This window comes from Halobacillus locisalis (genome assembly GCF_013694105.1).
Classification (GTDB): Bacteria; Bacillota; Bacilli; order Bacillales; family Halobacillaceae; genus Halobacillus; species Halobacillus locisalis.
In genome coordinates this window covers 1,137,073-1,157,665 of sequence record NZ_JACEFG010000001.1, presented here as the reverse complement: position 1 = coordinate 1,157,665, position 20,593 = coordinate 1,137,073, and the positions used below count along the sequence as shown (strand labels likewise).

The following is a 20,593-nucleotide window of genomic DNA, read 5'->3' as shown; positions in this document are numbered from 1 at the left end:
ATTTTAGCAATGGCGACTTCTTACTACAACTATTCTGATTGCAGCTTGGCTTTGTAAAAACGTTTGATCTTATTATCTGTTTTTCGTTGTGGAATATCGCATGCATCTAAAATTTCTTTAATGACATCTTGTCCAACTGGTTTTGATGGGGCTTCGACCTCGAGTTCATAATCCTCTTGATCATAGTAGAGGCTATGGTCAAGGACGATTGTTGCTCCTTTATAATCCAGTTCCTTTCTTCTTGTGGTCAAAGAACCTAGATAACGCAGTTGATTTACTTCAATTCCTAATTCATGGAGTTGTGGTTTTGTGTTTGGTTTCTCAACCATCTGATTCTGGATCCACAAATTGGCTTCTTCGGTTGTCAAGGTATCATGCGTTTCCAATAACCCTTCAGGATGGGGTTGCTTTAACGTCAGCGTCCATTGATCGTTTTTCTTTCTGATTCGTAGCGCCGCTCCATGTTGCTTGAGTAACAAGTCATTCGTTTCAAAATAATAATTGGTTTGTTCTATGAGTTCAACTGATTTGAATGGCAAAAGCTGATAAAGACGTTGATACTCTTCTTGAGTCAATAAATTTTTGAATTCAATTTCGATCTCTTGGCTCATCTTAAAATGCTGCCTCCTTCTATCATTTCTGTCAGTCCTTAACTTTATGATACAATGAATGCAGGAGAAAACGCACATATTAACTATGTGAAGTTCGATACATAAAGGTGGGCGCCAAATGAATTGGGATATATTTATAGCACCTTATGCACAGGCAGTAGATGAATTAAAAGTTAAATTAAAAGGCATGCGCCGTCAATTTGAATATGAATCGGAACAATCCCCGATTGAATTTGTCACGGGTCGTGTGAAGCCGAAAACCAGTATTATTGAAAAGGCCAGGCGTAAAGCGATCAATCCAGAAGATATTGAGAAAGAACTACAGGACATCGCTGGTGTCCGTGTCGTCTGCCAATTTGTAGATGATATCTATGCCGTGGTGGATATGCTGAAAAATCGTCATGATTTTGAGATTGTAGAAGAAAAAGATTACATCTCGAGAAAGAAGGAAAGCGGATATCGCTCATTCCACGTCATCATCAACTACCCTGTTGAAACGATACACGGTGAAAAGATGCTTCTCGCGGAAATTCAAATCCGAACGCTTGCTATGAATTTTTGGGCGACGAATGAACATTCGTTGAATTATAAATACTCTGGTAAGATTCCAAGCGAGATCAAGTCACGTTTGAAAAGCGCCGGAGAAGCGGCTTTTCAGTTAGATGAAGAAATGTCGAAAATCAAGAGTGAAATACAAGAAGCACAAAAAGCATTCATGCGAAAAGAAGAAAAGAAGAAAGATTCGAAAAAAGAGTAAAGGAGTGATAGCCAGATGAAATTTTCTATTTTGTCTAAAGGAGATCAAAAATCTAATGAAATTCGGGCGAAGATCAAGGAATATTTGACTGAATTCAAGTTGGAATATAATGAGGACGAACCGGATTTGGCTATCTCGGTCGGAGGAGACGGTACACTTTTAGAGGCTTTTCATACTTATGTCCATCGTCTTGATCAAACCGCTTTTATCGGTGTCCATACTGGTCACCTAGGGTTCTATGCAGATTGGATGCCTGAGGAATTGGAGAAGTTGATCATCGAAATAGCGCGTACTCCGTTCCAAGTAGTCGAGTATCCTTTGCTCGAAGTCATTATTGAGCCGAATAGCGAGGAGCAGGAAGATCGCTACTTAGCTCTTAATGAGTGCACAATTAAAACTTCGGAAGGATCGGTTGTGCTTGATATTGATATTAAAGGCGATCACTTTGAAACCTTCCGTGGCGACGGTCTTTGTGTCTCCACTCCTTCTGGAAGCACTGCTTATAATAAAGCACTAGGAGGGGCTATTTTACACCCTTCTTTAGAAGCGATACAAATAGCGGAGATGGCATCGATTAACAACCGTGTGTTTCGGACGATCGGTTCTCCACTGATTTTACCAAGCCACCATACGTGTTTATTAAAGCCGTTGAATGATCGTAGTTTCTTATTCACTATCGATCACATATCGAGAACGTATAAAGATGTGAAGTCTATTCAATGTCGTGTGGCCGACGAGCGTGTCCGTTTTGCCAGGTTCCGTCCTTTTCCGTTCTGGAGACGAGTTCATGATTCCTTCGTTTCTGACGAATATGCTCGTGAATAATCGTATTTCGAAAGAGTGGCTTGTTCCAAAAGAGTGTACAGGTCAATCGGTTCGTGACTTCCTCATCAAAAGGGGGCACTTTTCTAGGCAACTTTGGAAAAAAGTTCGCACAGAAGGTTGTGTCGTGCTTAATCAAGAGAAAGTAGGGTCACGACAGCCTGTGCAAGAGGGTGATCTCATAACGGTTTATTTTCCAGAGGAATCCCAGGGTGCCACCATGAATCCAGTACCGGGGCCGCTGTCTATCATGTATGAAGATGAAGACTTGATTGTTCTCAATAAGCCTTCAGGCATTGCTGTTCTTCCACCTATTGATAAATCAAAGCCTTCGATTGCAAATTGGCTGCTCGCTCACTACGAGGAACAGCGTTTGCCAGTGACCGTTCACATTGTGACAAGGCTAGACCAGTTTACATCTGGACTAATGGTGATTGCAAAGCATGCTTATAGCCATATGTTGTTAACGAAAAAGGAAAAACAGATTAGCCGTTATTATCAAGCTATTGTGGAAGGGCAAGTTGCGGAGGAGTCTGGGGAGATCAATCTTCCTATTGGCCGTGCTGAAGGTTCGATTATCGAAAGGGCCATTCATGAGAATGGAAAGCCTTCTGTAACCTTATACAACGTCGCAGAGTCAAATCTTCAATATAGTAGACTCCATCTCCAGTTGTTGACTGGACGGACGCATCAAATCCGCGTGCACATGGCTTCTCTTGGGCATCCGTTAGTCGGGGATACATTGTACGGGGCGAGTGAAACGGAGCTTGTGGAGGGTCAAGCCTTACATTGTGATCGGATTGAGTTCGTTCACCCTTGGACGAAAGAGGAACTTTATTTCTCAGTCGACACGCCTCACGAGTGGCAGTCACTTGTAGTAACAGACTAGTTGAAAAAGGCTCAGAAATTGAATTTCTGAGCCTTTTTCAATATCTGAATTTCTCTTCAATCAGCGGCATGCTCGACGGCACCGACACAATCTCTTCTTCGGGCAATCGAAATGCGGTGAGCATGCCCCCAAAGACACACCCGGTATCTATATTGACGGTCTGATTGACAAAACGGGGTTTTTGGGTTGGTGTATGACCATACACGATCCATTGACTACCGAGATAATGTTGGGCCCAATCCCTTCTCACGGGTCGTCCGTCAGGGAGTTTTTCTCCAGTAATGTCCCCGTATAAGACGAATGTTTCAATTCTCTTATTCCGGTTTCCGATATCTTCTCCTTTAATGCCTGCATGAGCGACGACAACATTCGCCTCATTAATCACATGGTAAAGCGGAGATCGTTCATAAAGCTCAATAAATTGTTGTTTTACTCGTTTTTGCTTCTTATCTGATAAGGCCCGGAACTCGGCTGTTGTCGTTTCGAGACCGTGTGCTTCTTTTACTGGGTTACCTAAGAAGAAACGATATAATTTATTGCAATGGTTACCCGGGACGTAATAAGCTTGTTTCTCCTGGATCACTAGTCGATGAAGGAATTGAATAGCTTCTATTGATTTTGGTCCACGATCGGTAATATCCCCTACAAAAGCAATCGTCCGATTCTCGGGATGAATGGGGAGTCCATCGTGCCACTCATAACCAAGCTTTGAGAGCAAATCGTATAATTCGTCCATGCATCCATGGACATCTCCAATGATATCAATATTCATAATTCTTCTCCTTTTTTCAAGAATGGAAAGACTGTTTCAATCTTTACCATGTTCAATCGGATTTATTCTTAAACGATATCATTCGCCGATCATTCCCTTTATATGAAGCAATCTGTTAGACTACCATTATACTTCAGATTGTATAATATTCGAGTTGGTTTATGAACAGATGTCATCTGTTTTTAAGACTTTTGTGAAAAAGATTCTACATGCGTTGACAAACCTATGATTCGCGATTAAGATTAAACGGTCAAAAACGAAACGGACGTTTTAGGAGGGTTGCTTATGGAGCACTTAGATGACCAAGAGCGCCAAGAAGTATGGAGTACAATTGAGGACGCTTTGCTGAATGATCATATCGATCAATTTCGAGCAGAATTTCTGGAACTTCACCCTTATGATCAGGCGAGGATCTTTGAAGGGTTAGACGTAGATGTCCGTATGCAGATTTATACGTACCTATCTCCTGAAGAAGTTGCGGATGTTATGGAACACATCGATTATGAGGAGATAGAACCGTTCTTTACTGAAATGGACCCTCGGTTTGCTGCTCAAGTATTTGCTGAAATGTCTACAGATGATGCTGTTGATATCTTAAATGAATTAGAGAAAGATAAAGTGGCAAGCTTTTTGACTATAATGGATGATGAAGCGGCTCAAGAAATTAAAGATCTTCTTCATTATGAGGAGAAAACGGCAGGTTCCATCATGACAACCGAGTTCGTTGTCGTTAAAGCTACGATGTCTATACGACAGGCAATGGTTCATTTGCGTACAGAGGCTCCAGATGCAGAGACCATATACTATACGTATGTGATTGACGAAGATAAAAAGTTGGTCGGTGTTATTTCTTTACGTGACCTCATTATCTCTGAGGAGGACTGGATGATTGCCGACGTCATGAATGAACGGGTGGTATCGGTCTCAGTAGGGGAAGATCAAGAAGAAGTGGCTCGTATGGTCAGAGACTATGACTTCTTAGCATTACCGGTCGTGGATTTTCAGGATCATTTGCTTGGAATTATCACGGTCGATGATATTATGGATGTCATGGAAGAAGAAGCGAGTGATGATTACTCCAAGTTAGCTGCTATATCGGACGTTGATAGTCCAGATGAGAATGCGTTCGCTTCAGCTAAAAAGCGCCTTCCGTGGCTTGTGATCCTTCTATTCTTAGGAAGTTTGACCGCTAGCTTGATTGGTCGGTTTGAATCGACCTTGGATGTCGTTCCGATCCTAGCCGTTTTTATCCCCTTGATTGCAGGAATGGCAGGGAATACGGGTACACAAGCCTTGGCCGTTGCTGTCCGGGGGATTGCTACCGGTGAAATTGATAAGCAAGGAAAAACGAAAATGATGTTCCGCGAAGCTGGAACCGGTTTGATCACAGGTGTTTCGTGCGGGGTAATCATTACGTTTGTCGTCTATTTTTGGCAAGGAAACTTCTTCTTGGGAGCACTTGTTGGATTATCGATATTGATGACGCTGATTGTTGCTACACTTGCTGGATCACTTGTACCTCTTATCATGCACAGGTTCAATATTGACCCGGCCGTTGCATCTGGTCCCTTCATTACGACCATCAATGATATTATTTCCATTCTGATCTATTTTGGAATGGCTACAGCCTTTATGAATTTACTAATTTAATGAAAGGAGGGCGAGTATGGAACATGGTGCTTCAGTAACTTCTTTAGTTATTGTCATTCTTGCAGCATTCATCACTCCCATCTTATTGCATCGTTTTAAATTGAATATCATCCCCGTCGTAGTCGCAGAGATTATTGTCGGGTTAATCATAGGTCAAAGTGGATTTGACTTAGTGGAACAAGGTAGTTGGCTTGAAATTTTATCGACACTCGGCTTCATCTTTCTGATGTTCTTGAGTGGTCTTGAGATCGATTTCTCCATTTTCGCAAGTCGCAAGAAACGGGCCAAACCGGAAAATCGTGGCGCAGGTGCGCCGAACCCTGTGTGGGTGGCACTGATTGTTTTCAGTGGAATCTTTGCACTCTCTTTAGGATTATCCTATTTATTTGTTTTAGGAGGCTTCATCGATAACGCCTTCTTGATGACGTTGATCATCTCTACGATTTCCCTAGGAGTTGTTGTACCGACACTGAAAGATGCCCAAATGATGAAGACAACGATCGGACAGACTATTCTACTGATTGCTGTTATCGCTGACTTGGTCACAATGGTGCTCTTAGCAGTATTCGTCTCGATTTATGGAGAAAGCGGTGGTAACACATGGCTGTTGCTCCTTCTATTCGGTGCCGGTGTTCTCCTCTATTTCGTCGGGAAGAAATTCAGACATCAATCGTTTGTGGAGACGATGGCTAAAGGGACGATTCAAATTGATACAAGAGCGGTATTTACGCTTATTCTATTGCTCGTCGCTTTATCAGAAACGGTTGGAGCAGAGAATATACTCGGTGCCTTTTTAGCTGGTACGCTTGTATCCCTACTTTCGCCAAACCCTGAAATGGTCAAGCGCCTGGACAGTTTTGGTTATGGATTCTTAATTCCCATCTTCTTTGTCATGGTGGGGGTTGAACTTGACATATGGAGTTTATTTACAGATAGCCGTGTGATCATTTTGATTCCATTGCTCTTCATTGCTTTACTCCTGTCAAAAATACTTCCAGCATTTATTTTGAGAAAATGGTATGACATGAAGACGGTTCTAGGATCAGGTATCATTCTCACTTCTACCCTGTCGTTAGTCATTGCAGCAGCGACGATCGGTCGTAGGGAAGGGATGATTGATGAGCAAATGGAAGGGGCATTGATCCTAGTCGCCGTCCTGACTTGTCTCGTTGCGCCTATCCTATTCAAGAAAATTTACGGTCGATTTGAAGATGAAGATCACAAGACCGTTGTTTCTTTTGTCGGGTCTAACCGAATGACTTTACCTGTTGTAAGAGAACTGGATATCACCTCTTACGAAACGCACTTGTATCATACCAAGCTCGACAAAGTAGATGAGAAAATAAGTCGTTCTTGCTTTGATATTAAAGAGTTAGAAGGCTATGATTTAGAAAACATGAAAGAACTCGGTGTTTTTGAAGTGGATCTACTTGTTGCTTCAACTGGTGATGAGGAAGAAAACGCAACGATTGCCCGCTATGCTAAAGAGCAAGGGGTCGAACGTGTCATCGCGAGGGTTGAATCTCCAGAATTGGCAACAGAAATGAGAGACTTGAACATTAGCGTATTCTCCGTTTTCTTATCGTCCAAAGCGTTGTTAAAAGCGATGATTGAAGCGCCGAATGTCATTGATATATTAACCAAGCAAGAAAGTGCTTTGTATCAGATCAATATGAACAACTCGATGTATAACGGTATGCACTTGAAAGAGTTCCCGTTTACAGGTGACGTCATCATGGTTCGTATTTTCCGAGGAAAAGATTCTATAGTCCCTCATGGAGATACGGAGTTGCAAATGGGTGACCGTCTGATTGTTACAGGCTCATCAGAGTACGTTGATGAGTTGAAAATGGAATTGGAATATTGTGAATGGTGTTAATGAAAAAAGCTCAGAGGCTGTCCTCTGAGCTTTTTTAGTTCAAATAGACGGATGAACAGACGCGGATATGGGTATGGACTAATAGAGGTTCAAGGTTTTCTTGCAGAAGGATGACGCAATCGTTTAAAATAGTAGCAGGTACTAATAACAAATCTTAATTCCATCAACTACCTCAAGGAGGATTACAAATGAATTTTTCATTAGAAGGACGTACGTATGTCGTAATGGGTGTGGCGAACAAGCGCAGTATTGCTTGGGGAATTGCTCGCTCCTTGCATGAAGCAGGCGCAAGATTGATTTTCACAGTCGCCTCAGAGCGTTTTGAGAAGTCTGTTCGAGATTTAGCAGAGACGCTAGAGGGAGGAGAAGAATCCTTAGTGTACGAATGTGATGTCACGAATGATGAAGCCATCATACAAACGTTCGAGAACATTCAAAAGGATGTAGGTGTCATTCATGGACTTGCACATTGTATTGCGTTTGCGAATCGTGATGAGCTTAAGGATGAATTCTTGAACACAAGTCGTGATGGATTCTTGACCGCTCATAATATCAGCTCCTATTCGTTAACAGCCGTTGCCAGAGCTGCTCAGCCGTTGATGACAGATGGGGGAAGCATCCTGACGTTAACCTACTTAGGCGGAGAGCAAGTCGTTAAAAACTACAATGTTATGGGAGTCGCGAAAGCAAGCCTGGATGCGAGCATGAAATATCTAGCGAATGATTTAGGTAAACGGAATATACGTGTCAATGCCATCTCAGCAGGTCCGATCCGCACATTATCAGCTAAAGGTGTAGGTGATTTCAACCAAATACTGTCTGTCATTGAAGAGCGTGCCCCACTGCGCCGTGCAGTAACACAAGAAGAGGTTGGAGATACCGCCTATTACTTGATGAGTGACCTTTCACGTGGAGTAACAGGAGAAATTATACACGTGGATTCAGGTTTCAATATCGTTTCATACTAAAAAAACGCTCACTTCTTTAGAAAAAGGAAGTGGGCGTTCTTTATGTATTTTCAAGACCTCCACCATGCGATGAGTTCTTTCCACATGGGGGACGAAAGGCCACTGATGATGGAATGACTGCTAAAACGGATCACTTCCTGTAAAGGGATAACCGCTCTCATTCTCTTCGTTTCAATGATGGCGAGTTGTTTGTCAATTGGACCCGTGTAGTCTCTGAGCCATGAGAAAAAATCGTTCAATGTCATTAATGAGTCGATTCTGAGTGGTGCTTGTTGATCACGATTATAAGCATGGTTCGGCACCATTAAATTGGATGGCACTTCGGGAGGAGGGAAGGTCGGCTTGGCAAAATAATATCCTTGCATCATTTCTACACCCATGGAATTCAATTGAGAGAACTCCTGTTCCGTCTCTACACCTTCTGCGATGAGAATAGAGCCCATTTTTAAAGAGATTTGTTGCAAGGCTTCGAGCATAAATTGTTTCTCGCTCGATGTATGAATATCAGTGATCAGTGAACGATCCACCTTTAAGTAATCGGGTTTTATTTCAGAAATGGCTTGTAGAGATGAATAACCGGATCCGACGTCATCAACCGCAATTGTAAACCCTTGTTCACGGTAATGGTTCAGCAATTCTCTGAAGCTGTCAAAATCCGTGATGGCGGATTGTTCTGTGATCTCAAAAACAATTTGATTCGGTGAAATAGTTGAATCCTTTAGTACAGAGTGAGTGAAGCCAGGGGTGAAATTCTTATCGTGAATCACATTAGGTGACAAATTGACCCATAGTTTCTGATGAGGGTGTAGATGGTTGGACATTAGTTCGATCGCTAATTCCCTTGTCTGTTTCTCCAATCGAAAGAGCTGGTTCATTTCTTCTGCAAATTGAAACAACTCCATAGGGTTTGAGAAACTATTACTCTGGGGAAACCTCGTCAGTGCTTCATATCCTTGTACTGTTTTCGTAGTGGTATGGATAATTGGCTGAAAGTGCATAGAAAGTTGTTTATGGTTCAGCCATTTTGTAAATTCAGTCTTCGCATTTTCTGAGAAGGTATTCACATGTTGTGAAGTGGACATTTCAACACTCCTAAATCTTAATCTATCTTGAATGTATCAGACATAATTGAATATAAGAAAAGGATTTCGTAAACTTTGTGTAAATCCTTGTCGGAATAGGTTTATCTTCACGAATCATGAACATGGACTCTCGAATGGGCATATATATGGAATGATGACCTTATTAAAAAGGAGAGATTACCATGGCCGAGAAAAAGCGCATGGCAAAACAACCGATGCTCTACATTACACAACCGAATTTCAAGCCGGCAGAAGTTCCTATGCAAACCAGCTTCCGCTCACAACGCACACCCTCTAAACCTGAAACAGACAGTGGAGGTTCTTTGTATGAAAAAGAATTACGCTTGCGAAACCAGAGTTCAGCATCTCCTGCTGAAAGAAAAGGAGATGGCGTAAAAGAAGAGTCAATAGAAGAGGAACCCCGAGCTGAGAAAGAAAAAGAACAAGAAGAGAAGCCAAGTAGTCGAGGCGAGAGAAAACAGAGATTCACAGACTTGAGCCTGGAGGATAAAGTGAAGTACTTCTTTCAGTTGTCTCCCCATGTGCCAAGAGTGAAATGTGAAGTGACCGCCGGTGATACAGCTTACCGGGGATACATCACGGACTATAAAGAAGGAGTCGTCCATATGAAGACGTTTCAGCGACCATTTCAGAAGGAGATTCCCTTTAAAGAGATCAAAGACATTCGGCTCCTTGGTTTTTAATAGAGGCAATAAAAGAAACCGCGTCCATTATGGACGCGGTTTACTTGTGTGATGAATGTTATAGTGCAGCAGTTGCTGGAAGGCAAGTAACATGACAGAAGCAGTTCAAGTCTACTGTGATACAGATGCCTGAAGCGCGGAGGTTAGCGCAGTCTTGGTCAGCTGGAGACTTTGGATCGAACTTATTTTTGTGATGGTGATGATAAGACTCGTCAGATGATTCGTCTACTCCACCAACAGGTCCGTGGTGATGGTCGTCAGCGAATAGTAGTTCGACAACCGCACATCCATCATCATCGACGGATTTCACACGGAAGAAGAAGCTCCCTTTGATTTCACACTCACTGTTACTCTTTTTAGACCCGAAACCTTTGAAAGGTTTGCAGTCTTTGCAATAAAGAATGACAGGTACGGTGTCAAAGTTATTCCCTCCACCTGTATCGCCTAGTAGGTCGGCGATGGACTGTTCACAACTCGTCATGCACTCATGTAGAACGTCGTTCTGTGCATCAACGATGTCTTTCAGAATATCGATTACGCATGAACCGCTATCGAATTTTTTACCACAACTCATATTTATTTTCCCCTTTCCATACGAATTGACGTATTGTCTTTACTACAATATGTGAGTAGAGCCTGACGGTGTGGGCATATGTCTCTTTTCATTAAATCGATATCTTTTTCTCCTAGAATGGGCAGAAGACTATACGAGATCAGGGCAAAAACCATAAATTATCAATGACTTCCCATAAGGAGATGAATAGAATGTCTGAGAAAAAAAGGGTCATTCATGTAAAAGACCTTGTAATAAAAGCTGATAATGTTGTAATCGAGCCTCAGCGTGATGAGCGCCACCATCGTAAAGATGATGATCGTGTAGATCCGTTCTTCGGTCGTCGTGTGCGTGATGAAGCGGAAGAGAGCAGTTCGAGTGAACGAAGAGACGACGAATCTTCCGACCGACGTCGATTCTGGTTCTAACGGATCTAAAAAGCCACTACATCTATTGGTAGTGGCTTTTTTATATCGTAAAGGAGATGAAACATATGGACATTACATGGTTGCATTTCATTATTTTAGGATTGGCTTCTTTCCGGCTAACACGATTGATTGTAGATGATTTGATTATGGAGTGGTTGCGAAGGCCTTTCGTAACGGTCCGCTCAGTTGAAAATGATAAAGGAGAAATCGAAGAGTGGGTGGAACCGAATGGCTGGATAGGGGAGGGGATTACCTGTCAGTGGTGTGTAGGAGTGTGGGCTTCTGCGATTATTTTTTTCATCTATATTATGGTCCCATACGGTTGGTTTCTTATCTTAATTCTATCTATTGCCGGCTTTCAATCTCTGCTTTACTCATGGAGTGATCATCATGGGGGATGAACCAAAGACGATTACGGATATTTTTAATGAAATGTACAAAGAAAGTCACCAATGGGGCGGTATCATCAAGCAGCCAGATAAAAAGTTCAATCAGTGGGAAAAGGACTTAGAGGCTTGGGAGAAGCGCTTGAACAAAAACATGAACAGCATGGATACATTTATGACTAAACAAATGAAGAAAATGGAGAATTTTTTTGAATGACCACCATAAACAAACCCATCGCAACGTATAAATATAAGAATTAACGGGTAAAGCAAACTATAGGAGGGGATAAGTCATGGGTTATATTGCTCCAGTAAACCACTATCAGTATAAGGACTACCAGCAAAGAACTATTCAGACCGAACGTTCTCCTTTCGCTTTAGAACAAGTCTTCAAAGCAACATTAGACAGTAAATTAGAGCAGCATGATCAGCATAAGGAGCAAGATCGGAAAGATTACCAAGAAATGACCGAACGTCTCTTGTACACACCTCACTCATTGCATGTCGCACATAATAAAAATGAGAAACAATGGAAAGCGAAAGAAACCATTTACTCAGACCTAACAGGAAAAGGACAACACTTTAGCGAAACTGTATAGTAAAAGCTAAAGGAGTCGTTCGCATGTCTTTTAAACAGATTAATGAACAATGTTATTACTATGAAAGCTCCGTCAATGTCGGTTATGTCCAATTGGGTTCGAGTGGGGTATTGATTGATGCCGGTATCGATGCTTCTTCGGTTAAAAAAATTCTCAAGGAGCTCAAGAACCGAGAGCTTCCATTAACGCATCTCTTCATTACCCACGCTCACGCCGACCATTATGGCGGAGCTTCTTACATACAAGAGCGATATGATGTTTATACGATGGCTCCTTCTTTTGAAGAAGCAATCTTGAGAAATCCAAGCCTTGAGCCTCTCTATCTATTCGGGGGAAATGACCCTCTAGACGAACTCAAAAACAAATTTTTACAAGGTCCTCCTATGAAGGTCGATCAAATAGTGGAAGAAGGGTCAATCAATATAGGGGGTAAATCGTTACAAACCGTTTGTCTTCCTGGACACAGCTACTACCAATTGGCATTATTAGTCGATGGCATTTTGTACGCAGCTGATAGTTATTTCAGCTTAGCAACTCTTAAAAAGCACAAAATTCCTTTTTTGACCGATGCTAAGCTTGCCATAGAAAGCTTACATAAGCTATTGGAGATGGACCTTCTAGGTGCCGTTCCCGGACACGGTACATTTGAAGAAAATCCAATACGAACGATCGAGGGAAACATTCGCTACCATGAAGGATTGATGGAATGGCTTTTTCAGTATGTTTCTTCGGTAGAGGAGGGAGTTTCTCATGAAGAAGCGGTTGCACAGATGTGTAATCACTTTGGTGTATCCTGCGGGCGATTGTCTCAGTGGCTTCTTCAGAGAACAGCTGTTACAGCCTATATTATTGGATTGAAAAAAAACCAGCGATTGGCGGACAGGATCGTCCACAACCGCTGGGTTTTAAAAGCTCATGATGAATAAATCAGATTTCCCTTCCTCAAATTCCGCGTAGAGCACCTCATCTGGGCTATTGAAGTGTTGAGCTTCCAATTGCTTCTGCAACCATTCACGATCAAGGTTCGCTTCAGACAAGTTATCCCAGAGCACTTCCCCGTCGCTAATGATGCATCTAGGGAGGGGAACTTGTTGTTCAGGTAGCTCTAAATCTGCTTTTGTTGAATTTTGTTGTGCGAAAGATTTAAGTACTGATATCGTGCCGTCTGTTTCAAGAACGGCAAACTCTACATCTTTTAATGAAAATACGTCCTTTGAACGGAGTAAGTGCTGAAGTTGATTGATATCCAGCTTACTATTTTTTAACGCTTCCCGATCGATCTGCCCTTTTCGGATAATCAAAGATGGTTGGCCTTCTAATACTTCACGTGTCCCTTTAAATTTTTCGGTAATGACTTCGGTGGCGTAAATTAGAACACCCCACAATGTTATAGCGAACCCTATTTTGATTATACCGATTTCGTCATCATATAGGGCATTCCCGACCAGTTCTCCCAGGACGAGCGCTGCGATAAAGTCAAACGCTGTAATCTGAGTGATTTGAGTTTTTCCAAGTACTTTTGTTAAAACGAACAAAGCGGCAAAACCGAAAAAAGTCTCTGCCGTTATTTGAAAGTATTCCACATTTATCACGATCCTTGTCATTCGTCTAGTTCCAGTCTAGACAAGCGAACGACAAAATAAACAAAAAAGGGCTCCTTCTACATAAAAGAAGGAGCCCTTTTTTCGTTAGTTCAAATGCTTAACCATTGTCACGTGCGGTATGCCCGCATCAATAAAAGTATCGGAAATCGTCTCGTAACCAAGTGACTTGTAAAAGTCCTCGGCATGTGTTTGAGCATTCAACTTTGTCTTATGAAAACCAAGTTCCTTAGTGTATTCCTCGAGCCTGCTGATGATGGCTTGACCAAAGTGCCTTCCTCTATGCTCTCGAATGACACAAATTCTCTCCAGCTTTCCGTAGTCTTCTACAACTCTCAATCGTCCAGCTGCTACTGGTATATTCTCGTCATAGCCTACGAAGTGATGGGCTGACTCATCGTGTTCATCCATCTCAAGAGATTCCGGAACCTTTTGTTCATGAATGAAAACGACACGTCTCACTGAGAACGCGTCGTCTTTTTGTTTTGATTGGATTGCTTTTTGAATATCCATTTTTACTCTTTACCTAATCGGAAGGTTTCATAAACGCTCCATGCCCCGTTTTCCAATTGATAAAGCAATTGGAAACGATCGACTTGATCGTGTAGGTCGAATTTCAGCATCGTTAGACTCCCAAAGACATCGGAGAACTCTTCATCAGAAAGTTTCTGTGCAATCGTAATGTGCGGAACGAATGCGAAGTCCTTCTCGCCAGGCATTTCTCCAGAATGGAGCTTTTCGTTTAGAGCAAAGATTTCATCAGAAGGCTCTACTTTTAAGTATATCGTATTGGTAACAGGGGAGAAGGAACTCACCTTAAAAACCCCGAAAGAAAATGGATCTGTGTTTCTAGCGATTTTTTTCAACTCGGGGATGATTTTTGATTCAATTTCACTTTCATCCGCATCAAAGGCTTCCTTCATCGTAATATGTGGCGGAATTAACGCATAATGAGGATCATATCGCTTTCGATAAGAGTTTGCTTCGTCTTGTACTTTTTTGGATGGAAATATCGCTATACCGTACTTCATCGGACTAACCCCTCCTGAATCATCATTTATTTACCAAAAATCGTGAGCAGCGCTTGTTTGAAATCTTTTTGCCAACTTCCCCATGTATGGTCGCCATCCAGCTCGTGGAATGTATATCCGAGCGGCTTGCGATTTAAGAAATCGCGCAAATCACGATTCGGTTGTAAAAAGTTCTTTCTTGAACCATCGGTCGTTTCAACATCTGACTCTTTATTTCCGATGGTATGGTAAATGGTAAGTGGAGAAAAGTCTTTGACAGACTCCATCACTTCCATGACGTGCTCGTCAATGTATGGGCTTTGCATAATGACGTTTCCGAAAATGTTCGGAAACTTTGCAGCTGTCATTAAAGCAAGTGATCCGGCTAATGAATCACCTGCAAGTGTTCGTCCGCTTCCCATGCAGTACCCTGGGAATTCTTCATCTAGAAATGGGACGACTTCACGAATTAGAAAATTCACGTAGTCAGCCTGTCTCTTTCCATTAGGGTGATACTTATCAACGCGATCGTACTTATCGCGGTAATGAATACCGATGAAGATTGTATTCTCGATCGCTTCTTCTCCGTGCAATTGATCACTTAGCGTGGCCGCACGCCCCATTTGAAAGTAATCGTTTCCATCTTGCATAATACAGAAATGGTACTTATACAATGGAGAGAAGTTTTCTGGTGTGTACACTTTTAGCGTCATAGTTTCATTCAGATATTGGCTATCTATACTATATTCGTTCATGGATCCTTTTCTACCCATCGTCGACCACCTCCTTATCGGATAAGGAAGTTCCTAAGGGAATTCCCACCGAGTTCTTACATGAAACGTATCATAACCATTTTATCATAAAATGGTTCGGAAAGTGGTGCAGAAGCGTGTACCATTTAAAGAAACAACTTCGCACCTGGTTTACAAAAAAATAATTAAATCATAAAATCATATTGACTTCCTTTTGAATACATTGTATATTATTACTTGTCAGCAAAACAAGCGACAAATTCCTACATATGATTCCGTAGCTCAGCTGGGAGAGCGCCACCTTGACAGGGTGGAGGTCGTTGGTTCGAGCCCAATCGGAATCATCCATACAAAGTGCCGAAATGGCGCGGCTTCTCGTCCACGGAGAGGTCGCGTCATTTCTATTTTTTTACCTAAACATTTCTTCCTACCATTTGGAAGTCTTTCTGGGCTTTTCTTTCATACAGGTGAGGAGCGCAAAGGAAGATTTTATTAAATATTGAAATATGAGGTTGTTATTTTTGTATAATAAGTGGGTTGGAGATGTTTGATTGGTGGTATATACATAGTATCCTATAGTTTTGGGTGCTGGAGGTGATCCTATGAATATAACGCCAACGTATTTGTCGAGAGGTGTCGAGCATAGAAGGTATTCGTTGATTAACAAACTTGAACTCATTGGCTATACTAAAGATCGTGTCGGAAAACAGACGAAAGATATGACGTTGACAGAGTTAGAGCAAATTTATATCAATTTGCAAGGGCAATCATTCGATGGATAATCGCATATTATATAATCATAATTAAACCCAGAAGGCATACGCCTTCTGGGTTTTCCTTGTGTGGATCACTTTATACGGGTATCGGTGATGCACACACGTGTTTATTGATTAAGAATAAAAAGATGCGCCAACAATGATTAATAGAATGAACAATACGACAATCAATACAAAAGTGCTTCCAGTGTTGTAACCACCGTATCCACCGCCGTATCCGCAGCCACCATACCAGCTCATGACCTCACCACCTTTAATGTCCTATACAACAAGGTATGTCGAAGAGGTGGCGAGTGTAAGGGCTATGGTCTAGATGTCAGACGGCTAAATTTTATGATGTGGCTTTCTTTTCTTTTCGATCGTTCAATTCACTTGGACGTAACCAACGAACGTTTTCAGTATTATTCGCATATTTTTGCAAAGTGTCTTTGATTTCTTGAATGTGTTGAGTCATCGTCATCGCTGTCATATCAAGCTCCATCATAGTAGCTTGTTGCTCCATGATCTTCTCTGAGGAACCCTCGGTATTCGATGATAGCTGAACCGTCAGTTCATGAATCATTTCAAATTTCTTCTGGGTTTCCTCCTTCTCACGGATGACTGCGACAGAACTATGTTGCACTTGATTTGATTGTTCGTTCAGAAGCGCAATGTGTTGTAATACATCATCAAACAATTGTGTCATCTCATCCGCTTTTTCTTTTCCTTGCTTCAACGTTTTCGTTTCTGTTTGGTAGGATTGCTTCTGTTCGGTTATGCTATGGTGAACATCATGGATCACCGTTTCAATGGCACTTGCACTTTCTTTTACTTGAGCAGAAAGCTTTCTGATCTCATCTGCCACAACCCCGAATCCTTTTCCATGTTCTCCTGCTCTTGCCGCTTCAATGGAAGCATTCAAAGCTAGAAGGTTTGTTTGATTCGAGATATATTCAATGGAACCTAATGCTTCCGTCACTTTTTGCATTTGACCCAATAACTTTTCATTGAAACTCCCGAATTGATCGGTTACTCGAATGATTTCTGAGAAAACCTCGTTAAATTCATCGACTTTTTCTTTTCCTTCATTGGAAAGCACCCGCACCTTGTCAGAGGTTTCCGCTGATGTCGTAATGGTCTCTCCTAATGATTGAATCATATCTTGAATCGTGATCATCTGCTGTTGGAAGTCATTCAGATGCTCCTGTTCTGTCTGGATGTCCTGAACCATTGTCATCAGTTGTTGACTGACCTGCTCTGCGGTTTCTGTCGATTGTTGGTTCATCATATTTAAATGCTCACTGTGAGCTTCCACATGCCTCAATTCTTCAAGAGAAGAAATAATGGCTTGATTGTCAACTTCCGCTTTCTGTTCTTCCTGTAATAAGGAGTCTTCTTCTTGAGAAGGTTGTTTTGATATTTTTTCCCTCTTATTTGATAAAAAGAATCCTGATGCAATCAGGAGGGTTAATATAACAAATGCAGCGATACTAATAGATTGTGATAATAGAAAAGGAAGAGCAAAACTAACGACTCCATAAGCGAGAATACTAGCTGGAAAAACCCAAGATTGGGTTCGTTTCATGAATTTCATGCGGCCACTCTCTTTCTATCCGGTTGGATAATTTTTTGTAGTCGTAAGGAAAACGGGAGTCCTATAGCGTAAACCATTGCAATCTTAATCATATTGAACGGGATGATTACGAATAGAACCGCCGTTGTAAAGTCTGTTGCTAATGGGTTGAAGTTCGTGAATCCTTCAACGTATTGAGTCTCACTTACTCCTAGTAACTCCATGATAGAGGGTAGGATGAAGTAATAATTGAGTAGATACATACTTGTGAGAAATAACACAATAGAGATGAGGTAGCTACCGAAATGAAGTCGTTTCTGAAAATAATAAAACGATCCAATCAACCCAACCATGAGCGCTCCTGATAGAAAATTAGCTATTTGCCCGACGGGTAAGCCTACGTAACTTCCGTGTGATATGTAATCGACGATGTTTTTTAAGAACTGAATAAGAATTCCCGCTACTGGACCAAGCGTTATAGCACCAACTAATGCAGGAATGTCACTGACGTCCAACGTAAGAAAAGGAGGAAAGAAAGGAACTGGGAATTTAAAGTAATACAGCAATACACTGATAGCTGAAAGAATACCTATCGTCGTCATACGCTGTAATTTTGACATTTTCAACATATTGTCAACTCCTTATGAAAATAACTTGAAAGGATGCTTGGCAGCTATCCTATGGCGTCCATTTACTTTATCGTATCATTGAGTTAAAGAATATTGGGGCAAGTAACTGAAGTTTAAAACGAGAAAAAAAGGAGGGGGGACCCCTCCTGCACACGTTTAGGCTAGTTCAGTCAAAGGTTTTTTATGTTCAGCCAGTAGGCTTGAGGCATGATCCACAACTTTAGGACTGGATGATTTAGCACCTTTGAAGTTTCGTCCTTCTTCAACTTCGTGTGTACCGAAACCATCTAAGTCATATGCGACCATCATCGATTTAAAGTTAGGAGCATCGATGACAAGGAACCACTCACGGATCAATTCACTGTTTGCTGGTAGGGGGATATAATGAATGCCATCTGTCGAATCGACTTCAACATCTGCTTCGCCAAAAATATAAACATCTGAGTATTCCGTCATGGCTTGGAAGCGTTCGATGACATTTTGAGCCCTGGAAAATTTTTGGAATCCCGCAAATACCGTACCCTTAAGTTTTTTCATGAGTACCATATTTTCCATCATTAGGCACATGTACTCCAATTGAGGGACTTTTGATTCAAACTTGATCGATCCAGCTTGAAGCTGCGATAGGTTGGCATTCCCTAAATTTTGTGTATCTCCTTCTACAGCCCCAAAACATTCTTTGAATAAAGAAAGGTCTTTCAACGTCATAGTAAGTATCCTCCTAGAAATAGTATTTAATCTACCTACAGCGATGTGTATGAACTTATGTATAGATAGATCTTCAGTTGTAGAACAAATACCCTAGATTTTGTTCATCAAACTTTATATCGGAATAATTCTATTTTTCTTGAGATTATTTTAACTTTTCTTTTCTTAACCGCTGCTGCTGAGATAAAAAAGAAAAAAAGAATCGCCATCACAACGCTTTAATCTCATGTCTCTCAACCATGTAAGCGCTTCACTAATTTATTGAATAATCTAAGTGTTCAGAAAATTTACTCAAAACCTGTTGACCTTCTCTAAGAATGGGTTTAAAGTAGTCCTCAATCAACTACACCGAACGCGAATAAGCGGCTGGTTGATTCATGTGATAGGCCCACCTGGAACCCTGAAAACGTGAGCGTGTATGCTCGCCTTTCGGGGTTCGCCAAAACGTATATTTAAAGCGAATCAAATACACAAGAGAAAGGAGTGCTGAGAATGAGCAGCCAATGGATTTATTTAGGCGGAGAATTTGTAAACAAGAATGAGGCCGTCGTATCGGTTTACGATCATGGTTTCTTATACGGAGACGGGGTGTTCGAAGGTATTCGGACATACGAAGGAAACATTTTCAAACTTGATGAACACCTTGACCGCTTGTATGATTCAGCGAAATCGATCATGCTTCATATTCCATACGAAAAGGAGGAGCTAGAAGCGATTATTGCTGAGACGGTCCGCAAGAATAAATTAGAAACGGCTTATATCCGAGTGGTTGTTTCTAGAGGAGCAGGTAACCTGGGACTTGACCCAGCCAGTTGTTCTAACCCGAGAGTGGTTGTCATTGCAGAAGCACTCGCTTTATTCCCTAAAGAGCTTTACGAACGTGGCGTGAGGCTTGCTTCGGTGTCTAGTAGACGAAATCGACCAGACGTTTTACCACCTCAAGTTAAATCGTTGAACTACTTGAACAATATCTTAGTGAAAATGGAAGCGAATCAGGCAGGTGTTGATGAAGCACTGATGCTGAATGACCAAGGATATGTAACAGAAGGATCGGCTGACAATATCTTCATTGTTAAGAAGGGAATCATTTATACGCCTCCAACCTATCTAGGGGCATTAGAAGGCATTACACGGAACGCAATCATGGATTTGGCTGAAGAGAAGGGCTATACCGTAAAGGAACAGCCATTTACGAGGCATGATGTGTATGTGGCTGATGAAGTATTCCTGACAGGTACGGCAGCAGAAGTCATCGCTGTTGTGGAAGTCGACCAACGGAAAGTGGGAGACGGAAGCCCTGGGGTCGTAACGAATCATCTTCTCTCCGAATTCAGAAAAGTGACAACAACCGATGGATATAAGGTATATGACAAAAGTCAAGCGCACGTCAGTTAAGAGTTGAACAATTGAATCGAATGAACACGATGATAGGAATAAAGGAATAAGGACTTGTATTCACAGAGAG

General features: G+C 41.6%; 26 protein-coding genes and 1 tRNA gene. 15 read left to right on the top strand and 12 right to left on the bottom strand.

All coding sequences use genetic code 11. The features are described 5' to 3' along the window. Positions 1-29 precede the first annotated feature (29 nt). Positions 30-611: a CYTH domain-containing protein gene (locus H0266_RS06095; protein WP_181471472.1), complete on the bottom strand. Its 582-nt coding sequence runs from the start codon at positions 609-611 to the stop codon at positions 30-32. Positions 612-729: 118 nt separating this feature from the next. Between H0266_RS06095 and yjbM the strand changes: the two genes are divergently transcribed. Genes yjbM through H0266_RS06080 form a run of 3 tightly spaced genes read left to right on the top strand, consistent with a single transcriptional unit; the run spans position 730 to position 3,079 of the window. Continuing rightward, a complete protein-coding gene (yjbM, locus tag H0266_RS06090; RefSeq protein WP_181471471.1) occupies positions 730-1,368 on the top strand; it encodes a GTP diphosphokinase in 639 nt (212 codons plus the stop codon). A gap of 15 nt (positions 1,369-1,383) precedes the next feature. After that, positions 1,384-2,193, top strand: coding sequence for an NAD kinase (locus H0266_RS06085; protein ID WP_181471470.1), 810 nt, complete (start codon positions 1,384-1,386; stop codon positions 2,191-2,193). Beyond that, positions 2,156-3,079, top strand: coding sequence for an RluA family pseudouridine synthase (locus tag H0266_RS06080; RefSeq protein ID WP_246363649.1), 924 nt, complete (start codon positions 2,156-2,158; stop codon positions 3,077-3,079). The genes H0266_RS06085 and H0266_RS06080 overlap by 38 nt, the downstream gene beginning before the upstream one ends. 37 nt (positions 3,080-3,116) lie before the next feature. Here the strand turns inward: H0266_RS06080 and prpE are convergent, their stop codons facing one another. Next, a complete protein-coding gene (gene prpE, locus H0266_RS06075; protein WP_181471469.1) occupies positions 3,117-3,851 on the bottom strand; it encodes a bis(5'-nucleosyl)-tetraphosphatase PrpE in 735 nt (244 codons plus the stop codon). 285 nt (positions 3,852-4,136) lie between these two features. Between prpE and mgtE the strand changes: the two genes are divergently transcribed. The 3 genes from mgtE (at position 4,137) to fabI (ending at position 8,348) form a co-directional block, all read left to right on the top strand. Beyond that, complete coding sequence (gene mgtE, locus H0266_RS06070) at positions 4,137-5,501, top strand: magnesium transporter (protein WP_181471468.1); 1,365 nt, start codon at positions 4,137-4,139, stop codon at positions 5,499-5,501. Between the two features lie 16 nt (positions 5,502-5,517). Next, positions 5,518-7,380, top strand: coding sequence for a monovalent cation:proton antiporter family protein (locus H0266_RS06065; RefSeq protein WP_181471467.1), 1,863 nt, complete (start codon positions 5,518-5,520; stop codon positions 7,378-7,380). 188 nt (positions 7,381-7,568) lie between these two features. Beyond that, on the top strand, positions 7,569-8,348 hold the full coding sequence (gene fabI / locus H0266_RS06060; protein ID WP_181471466.1) for an enoyl-ACP reductase FabI: 780 nt from the start codon (positions 7,569-7,571) through the stop codon (positions 8,346-8,348). A gap of 50 nt (positions 8,349-8,398) precedes the next feature. Here the strand turns inward: fabI and H0266_RS06055 are convergent, their stop codons facing one another. Then, the gene (locus H0266_RS06055) at positions 8,399-9,430 is read right to left on the bottom strand and encodes an EAL domain-containing protein (protein WP_181471465.1); all 1,032 of its coding nucleotides are present in this window, start codon (positions 9,428-9,430) and stop codon (positions 8,399-8,401) included. Between the two features lie 182 nt (positions 9,431-9,612). Between H0266_RS06055 and H0266_RS06050 the strand changes: the two genes are divergently transcribed. Further along, a complete protein-coding gene (locus tag H0266_RS06050) occupies positions 9,613-10,134 on the top strand; it encodes a CotO family spore coat protein (RefSeq protein ID WP_181471464.1) in 522 nt (173 codons plus the stop codon). A 58-nt stretch (positions 10,135-10,192) separates the two neighbouring features. Here the strand turns inward: H0266_RS06050 and H0266_RS06045 are convergent, their stop codons facing one another. Beyond that, positions 10,193-10,708 carry a CotY/CotZ family spore coat protein gene (locus H0266_RS06045; protein ID WP_181471463.1) on the bottom strand — a complete coding sequence of 172 codons (516 nt, stop codon included), beginning with the start codon at positions 10,706-10,708 and terminating at the stop codon, positions 10,193-10,195. A gap of 191 nt (positions 10,709-10,899) precedes the next feature. Here H0266_RS06045 and H0266_RS06040 point away from each other — a divergent pair, with 191 nt between their 5' ends. The 5 genes from H0266_RS06040 (at position 10,900) to H0266_RS06020 (ending at position 13,026) form a co-directional block, all read left to right on the top strand. After that, positions 10,900-11,115, top strand: coding sequence for a hypothetical protein (locus H0266_RS06040; RefSeq protein ID WP_181471462.1), 216 nt, complete (start codon positions 10,900-10,902; stop codon positions 11,113-11,115). 65 nt (positions 11,116-11,180) lie between these two features. Next, positions 11,181-11,516, top strand: coding sequence for a DUF1360 domain-containing protein (locus tag H0266_RS06035; RefSeq protein ID WP_181471461.1), 336 nt, complete (start codon positions 11,181-11,183; stop codon positions 11,514-11,516). Further along, positions 11,506-11,718, top strand: coding sequence for a hypothetical protein (locus H0266_RS06030; protein ID WP_181471460.1), 213 nt, complete (start codon positions 11,506-11,508; stop codon positions 11,716-11,718). The genes H0266_RS06035 and H0266_RS06030 overlap by 11 nt, the downstream gene beginning before the upstream one ends. 76 nt (positions 11,719-11,794) lie before the next feature. Continuing rightward, a complete protein-coding gene (locus H0266_RS06025) occupies positions 11,795-12,100 on the top strand; it encodes a hypothetical protein (RefSeq protein ID WP_181471459.1) in 306 nt (101 codons plus the stop codon). 23 nt (positions 12,101-12,123) lie between these two features. Further along, entirely contained in the window at positions 12,124-13,026 is a 903-nt protein-coding gene (locus H0266_RS06020) for an MBL fold metallo-hydrolase (RefSeq protein WP_181471458.1), read from the top strand. Here H0266_RS06020 and H0266_RS06015 read toward each other — a convergent pair. The 4 genes from H0266_RS06015 to H0266_RS06000 all read right to left on the bottom strand — a co-directional run bounded on the left by H0266_RS06015 (position 13,006) and on the right by H0266_RS06000 (position 15,484). Then, positions 13,006-13,683 (bottom strand): DUF421 domain-containing protein, encoded by a 678-nt coding sequence (locus H0266_RS06015; RefSeq protein ID WP_343063214.1) that lies wholly within the window; start codon positions 13,681-13,683, stop codon positions 13,006-13,008. The two genes, H0266_RS06020 and H0266_RS06015, sit on opposite strands and share 21 nt — an antisense overlap. A 105-nt stretch (positions 13,684-13,788) precedes the next feature. Further along, positions 13,789-14,214 (bottom strand): GNAT family N-acetyltransferase, encoded by a 426-nt coding sequence (locus H0266_RS06010; RefSeq protein ID WP_181471456.1) that lies wholly within the window; start codon positions 14,212-14,214, stop codon positions 13,789-13,791. Positions 14,215-14,216: 2 nt separating this feature from the next. Continuing rightward, positions 14,217-14,732: a YjcG family protein gene (locus tag H0266_RS06005; protein WP_181471455.1), complete on the bottom strand. Its 516-nt coding sequence runs from the start codon at positions 14,730-14,732 to the stop codon at positions 14,217-14,219. 26 nt (positions 14,733-14,758) lie between these two features. Next, positions 14,759-15,484, bottom strand: a complete 726-nt coding sequence (locus tag H0266_RS06000) for an alpha/beta hydrolase (protein ID WP_181471454.1) — start codon at positions 15,482-15,484, stop codon at positions 14,759-14,761. 250 nt (positions 15,485-15,734) lie between these two features. Between H0266_RS06000 and H0266_RS05995 the strand changes: the two genes are divergently transcribed. Then, positions 15,735-15,807: transfer RNA gene (locus H0266_RS05995), tRNA-Val, on the top strand. Positions 15,808-16,065: 258 nt separating this feature from the next. After that, positions 16,066-16,245: a hypothetical protein gene (locus H0266_RS05990; RefSeq protein WP_181471453.1), complete on the top strand. Its 180-nt coding sequence runs from the start codon at positions 16,066-16,068 to the stop codon at positions 16,243-16,245. Positions 16,246-16,353: 108 nt separating this feature from the next. Here the strand turns inward: H0266_RS05990 and H0266_RS05985 are convergent, their stop codons facing one another. The 4 genes from H0266_RS05985 to H0266_RS05970 all read right to left on the bottom strand — a co-directional run bounded on the left by H0266_RS05985 (position 16,354) and on the right by H0266_RS05970 (position 19,128). Beyond that, the gene (locus tag H0266_RS05985) at positions 16,354-16,479 is read right to left on the bottom strand and encodes a YjcZ family sporulation protein (RefSeq protein ID WP_181471452.1); all 126 of its coding nucleotides are present in this window, start codon (positions 16,477-16,479) and stop codon (positions 16,354-16,356) included. A gap of 91 nt (positions 16,480-16,570) precedes the next feature. Beyond that, the gene (locus H0266_RS05980; protein WP_181471451.1) at positions 16,571-17,803 is read right to left on the bottom strand and encodes a methyl-accepting chemotaxis protein; all 1,233 of its coding nucleotides are present in this window, start codon (positions 17,801-17,803) and stop codon (positions 16,571-16,573) included. Positions 17,804-17,808: 5 nt separating this feature from the next. Beyond that, positions 17,809-18,420: an ECF transporter S component gene (locus H0266_RS05975; RefSeq protein ID WP_246363646.1), complete on the bottom strand. Its 612-nt coding sequence runs from the start codon at positions 18,418-18,420 to the stop codon at positions 17,809-17,811. Positions 18,421-18,576: 156 nt separating this feature from the next. Continuing rightward, positions 18,577-19,128 (bottom strand): DICT sensory domain-containing protein, encoded by a 552-nt coding sequence (locus tag H0266_RS05970; protein WP_181471450.1) that lies wholly within the window; start codon positions 19,126-19,128, stop codon positions 18,577-18,579. Positions 19,129-19,620: 492 nt separating this feature from the next. Between H0266_RS05970 and ilvE the strand changes: the two genes are divergently transcribed. Further along, positions 19,621-20,523 carry a branched-chain-amino-acid transaminase gene (gene ilvE / locus H0266_RS05965; protein ID WP_181471449.1) on the top strand — a complete coding sequence of 301 codons (903 nt, stop codon included), beginning with the start codon at positions 19,621-19,623 and terminating at the stop codon, positions 20,521-20,523. Positions 20,524-20,593: the final 70 nt, after the last annotated feature.

Excerpts from the sequence above, each read along its gene's own strand:
- H0266_RS06010 (WP_181471456.1), bottom strand. The coding sequence starts at position 14,214 with ATGGATATTCAAAAAGCAATCCAATCAAAACAAAAAGACGACGCGTTC.
- H0266_RS05975 (WP_246363646.1), bottom strand. The coding sequence starts at position 18,420 with ATGTTGAAAATGTCAAAATTACAGCGTATGACGACGATAGGTATTCTT.
- H0266_RS05970 (WP_181471450.1), bottom strand. The coding sequence starts at position 19,128 with ATGACGTTGAAAGACCTTTCTTTATTCAAAGAATGTTTTGGGGCTGTA.
- H0266_RS06020 (WP_181471458.1), top strand. The coding sequence starts at position 12,124 with ATGTCTTTTAAACAGATTAATGAACAATGTTATTACTATGAAAGCTCC.
- H0266_RS06065 (WP_181471467.1), top strand. The coding sequence starts at position 5,518 with ATGGAACATGGTGCTTCAGTAACTTCTTTAGTTATTGTCATTCTTGCA.
- ilvE (WP_181471449.1), top strand. The coding sequence starts at position 19,621 with ATGAGCAGCCAATGGATTTATTTAGGCGGAGAATTTGTAAACAAGAAT.
- H0266_RS06080 (WP_246363649.1), top strand. The coding sequence starts at position 2,156 with ATGATTCCTTCGTTTCTGACGAATATGCTCGTGAATAATCGTATTTCG.
- H0266_RS06085 (WP_181471470.1), top strand. The coding sequence starts at position 1,384 with ATGAAATTTTCTATTTTGTCTAAAGGAGATCAAAAATCTAATGAAATT.
- prpE (WP_181471469.1), bottom strand. The coding sequence starts at position 3,851 with ATGAATATTGATATCATTGGAGATGTCCATGGATGCATGGACGAATTA.
- H0266_RS06055 (WP_181471465.1), bottom strand. The coding sequence starts at position 9,430 with ATGTCCACTTCACAACATGTGAATACCTTCTCAGAAAATGCGAAGACT.
- H0266_RS06045 (WP_181471463.1), bottom strand. The coding sequence starts at position 10,708 with ATGAGTTGTGGTAAAAAATTCGATAGCGGTTCATGCGTAATCGATATT.
- mgtE (WP_181471468.1), top strand. The coding sequence starts at position 4,137 with ATGGAGCACTTAGATGACCAAGAGCGCCAAGAAGTATGGAGTACAATT.
- H0266_RS06095 (WP_181471472.1), bottom strand. The coding sequence starts at position 611 with ATGAGCCAAGAGATCGAAATTGAATTCAAAAATTTATTGACTCAAGAA.
- H0266_RS05990 (WP_181471453.1), top strand. The coding sequence starts at position 16,066 with ATGAATATAACGCCAACGTATTTGTCGAGAGGTGTCGAGCATAGAAGG.
- H0266_RS06005 (WP_181471455.1), bottom strand. The coding sequence starts at position 14,732 with ATGAAGTACGGTATAGCGATATTTCCATCCAAAAAAGTACAAGACGAA.
- H0266_RS05985 (WP_181471452.1), bottom strand. The coding sequence starts at position 16,479 with ATGAGCTGGTATGGTGGCTGCGGATACGGCGGTGGATACGGTGGTTAC.
- H0266_RS06025 (WP_181471459.1), top strand. The coding sequence starts at position 11,795 with ATGGGTTATATTGCTCCAGTAAACCACTATCAGTATAAGGACTACCAG.
- H0266_RS05980 (WP_181471451.1), bottom strand. The coding sequence starts at position 17,803 with ATGAAACGAACCCAATCTTGGGTTTTTCCAGCTAGTATTCTCGCTTAT.
- H0266_RS06050 (WP_181471464.1), top strand. The coding sequence starts at position 9,613 with ATGGCCGAGAAAAAGCGCATGGCAAAACAACCGATGCTCTACATTACA.
- yjbM (WP_181471471.1), top strand. The coding sequence starts at position 730 with ATGAATTGGGATATATTTATAGCACCTTATGCACAGGCAGTAGATGAA.
- H0266_RS06000 (WP_181471454.1), bottom strand. The coding sequence starts at position 15,484 with ATGGGTAGAAAAGGATCCATGAACGAATATAGTATAGATAGCCAATAT.
- H0266_RS06030 (WP_181471460.1), top strand. The coding sequence starts at position 11,506 with ATGGGGGATGAACCAAAGACGATTACGGATATTTTTAATGAAATGTAC.
- fabI (WP_181471466.1), top strand. The coding sequence starts at position 7,569 with ATGAATTTTTCATTAGAAGGACGTACGTATGTCGTAATGGGTGTGGCG.
- H0266_RS06035 (WP_181471461.1), top strand. The coding sequence starts at position 11,181 with ATGGACATTACATGGTTGCATTTCATTATTTTAGGATTGGCTTCTTTC.
- H0266_RS06040 (WP_181471462.1), top strand. The coding sequence starts at position 10,900 with ATGTCTGAGAAAAAAAGGGTCATTCATGTAAAAGACCTTGTAATAAAA.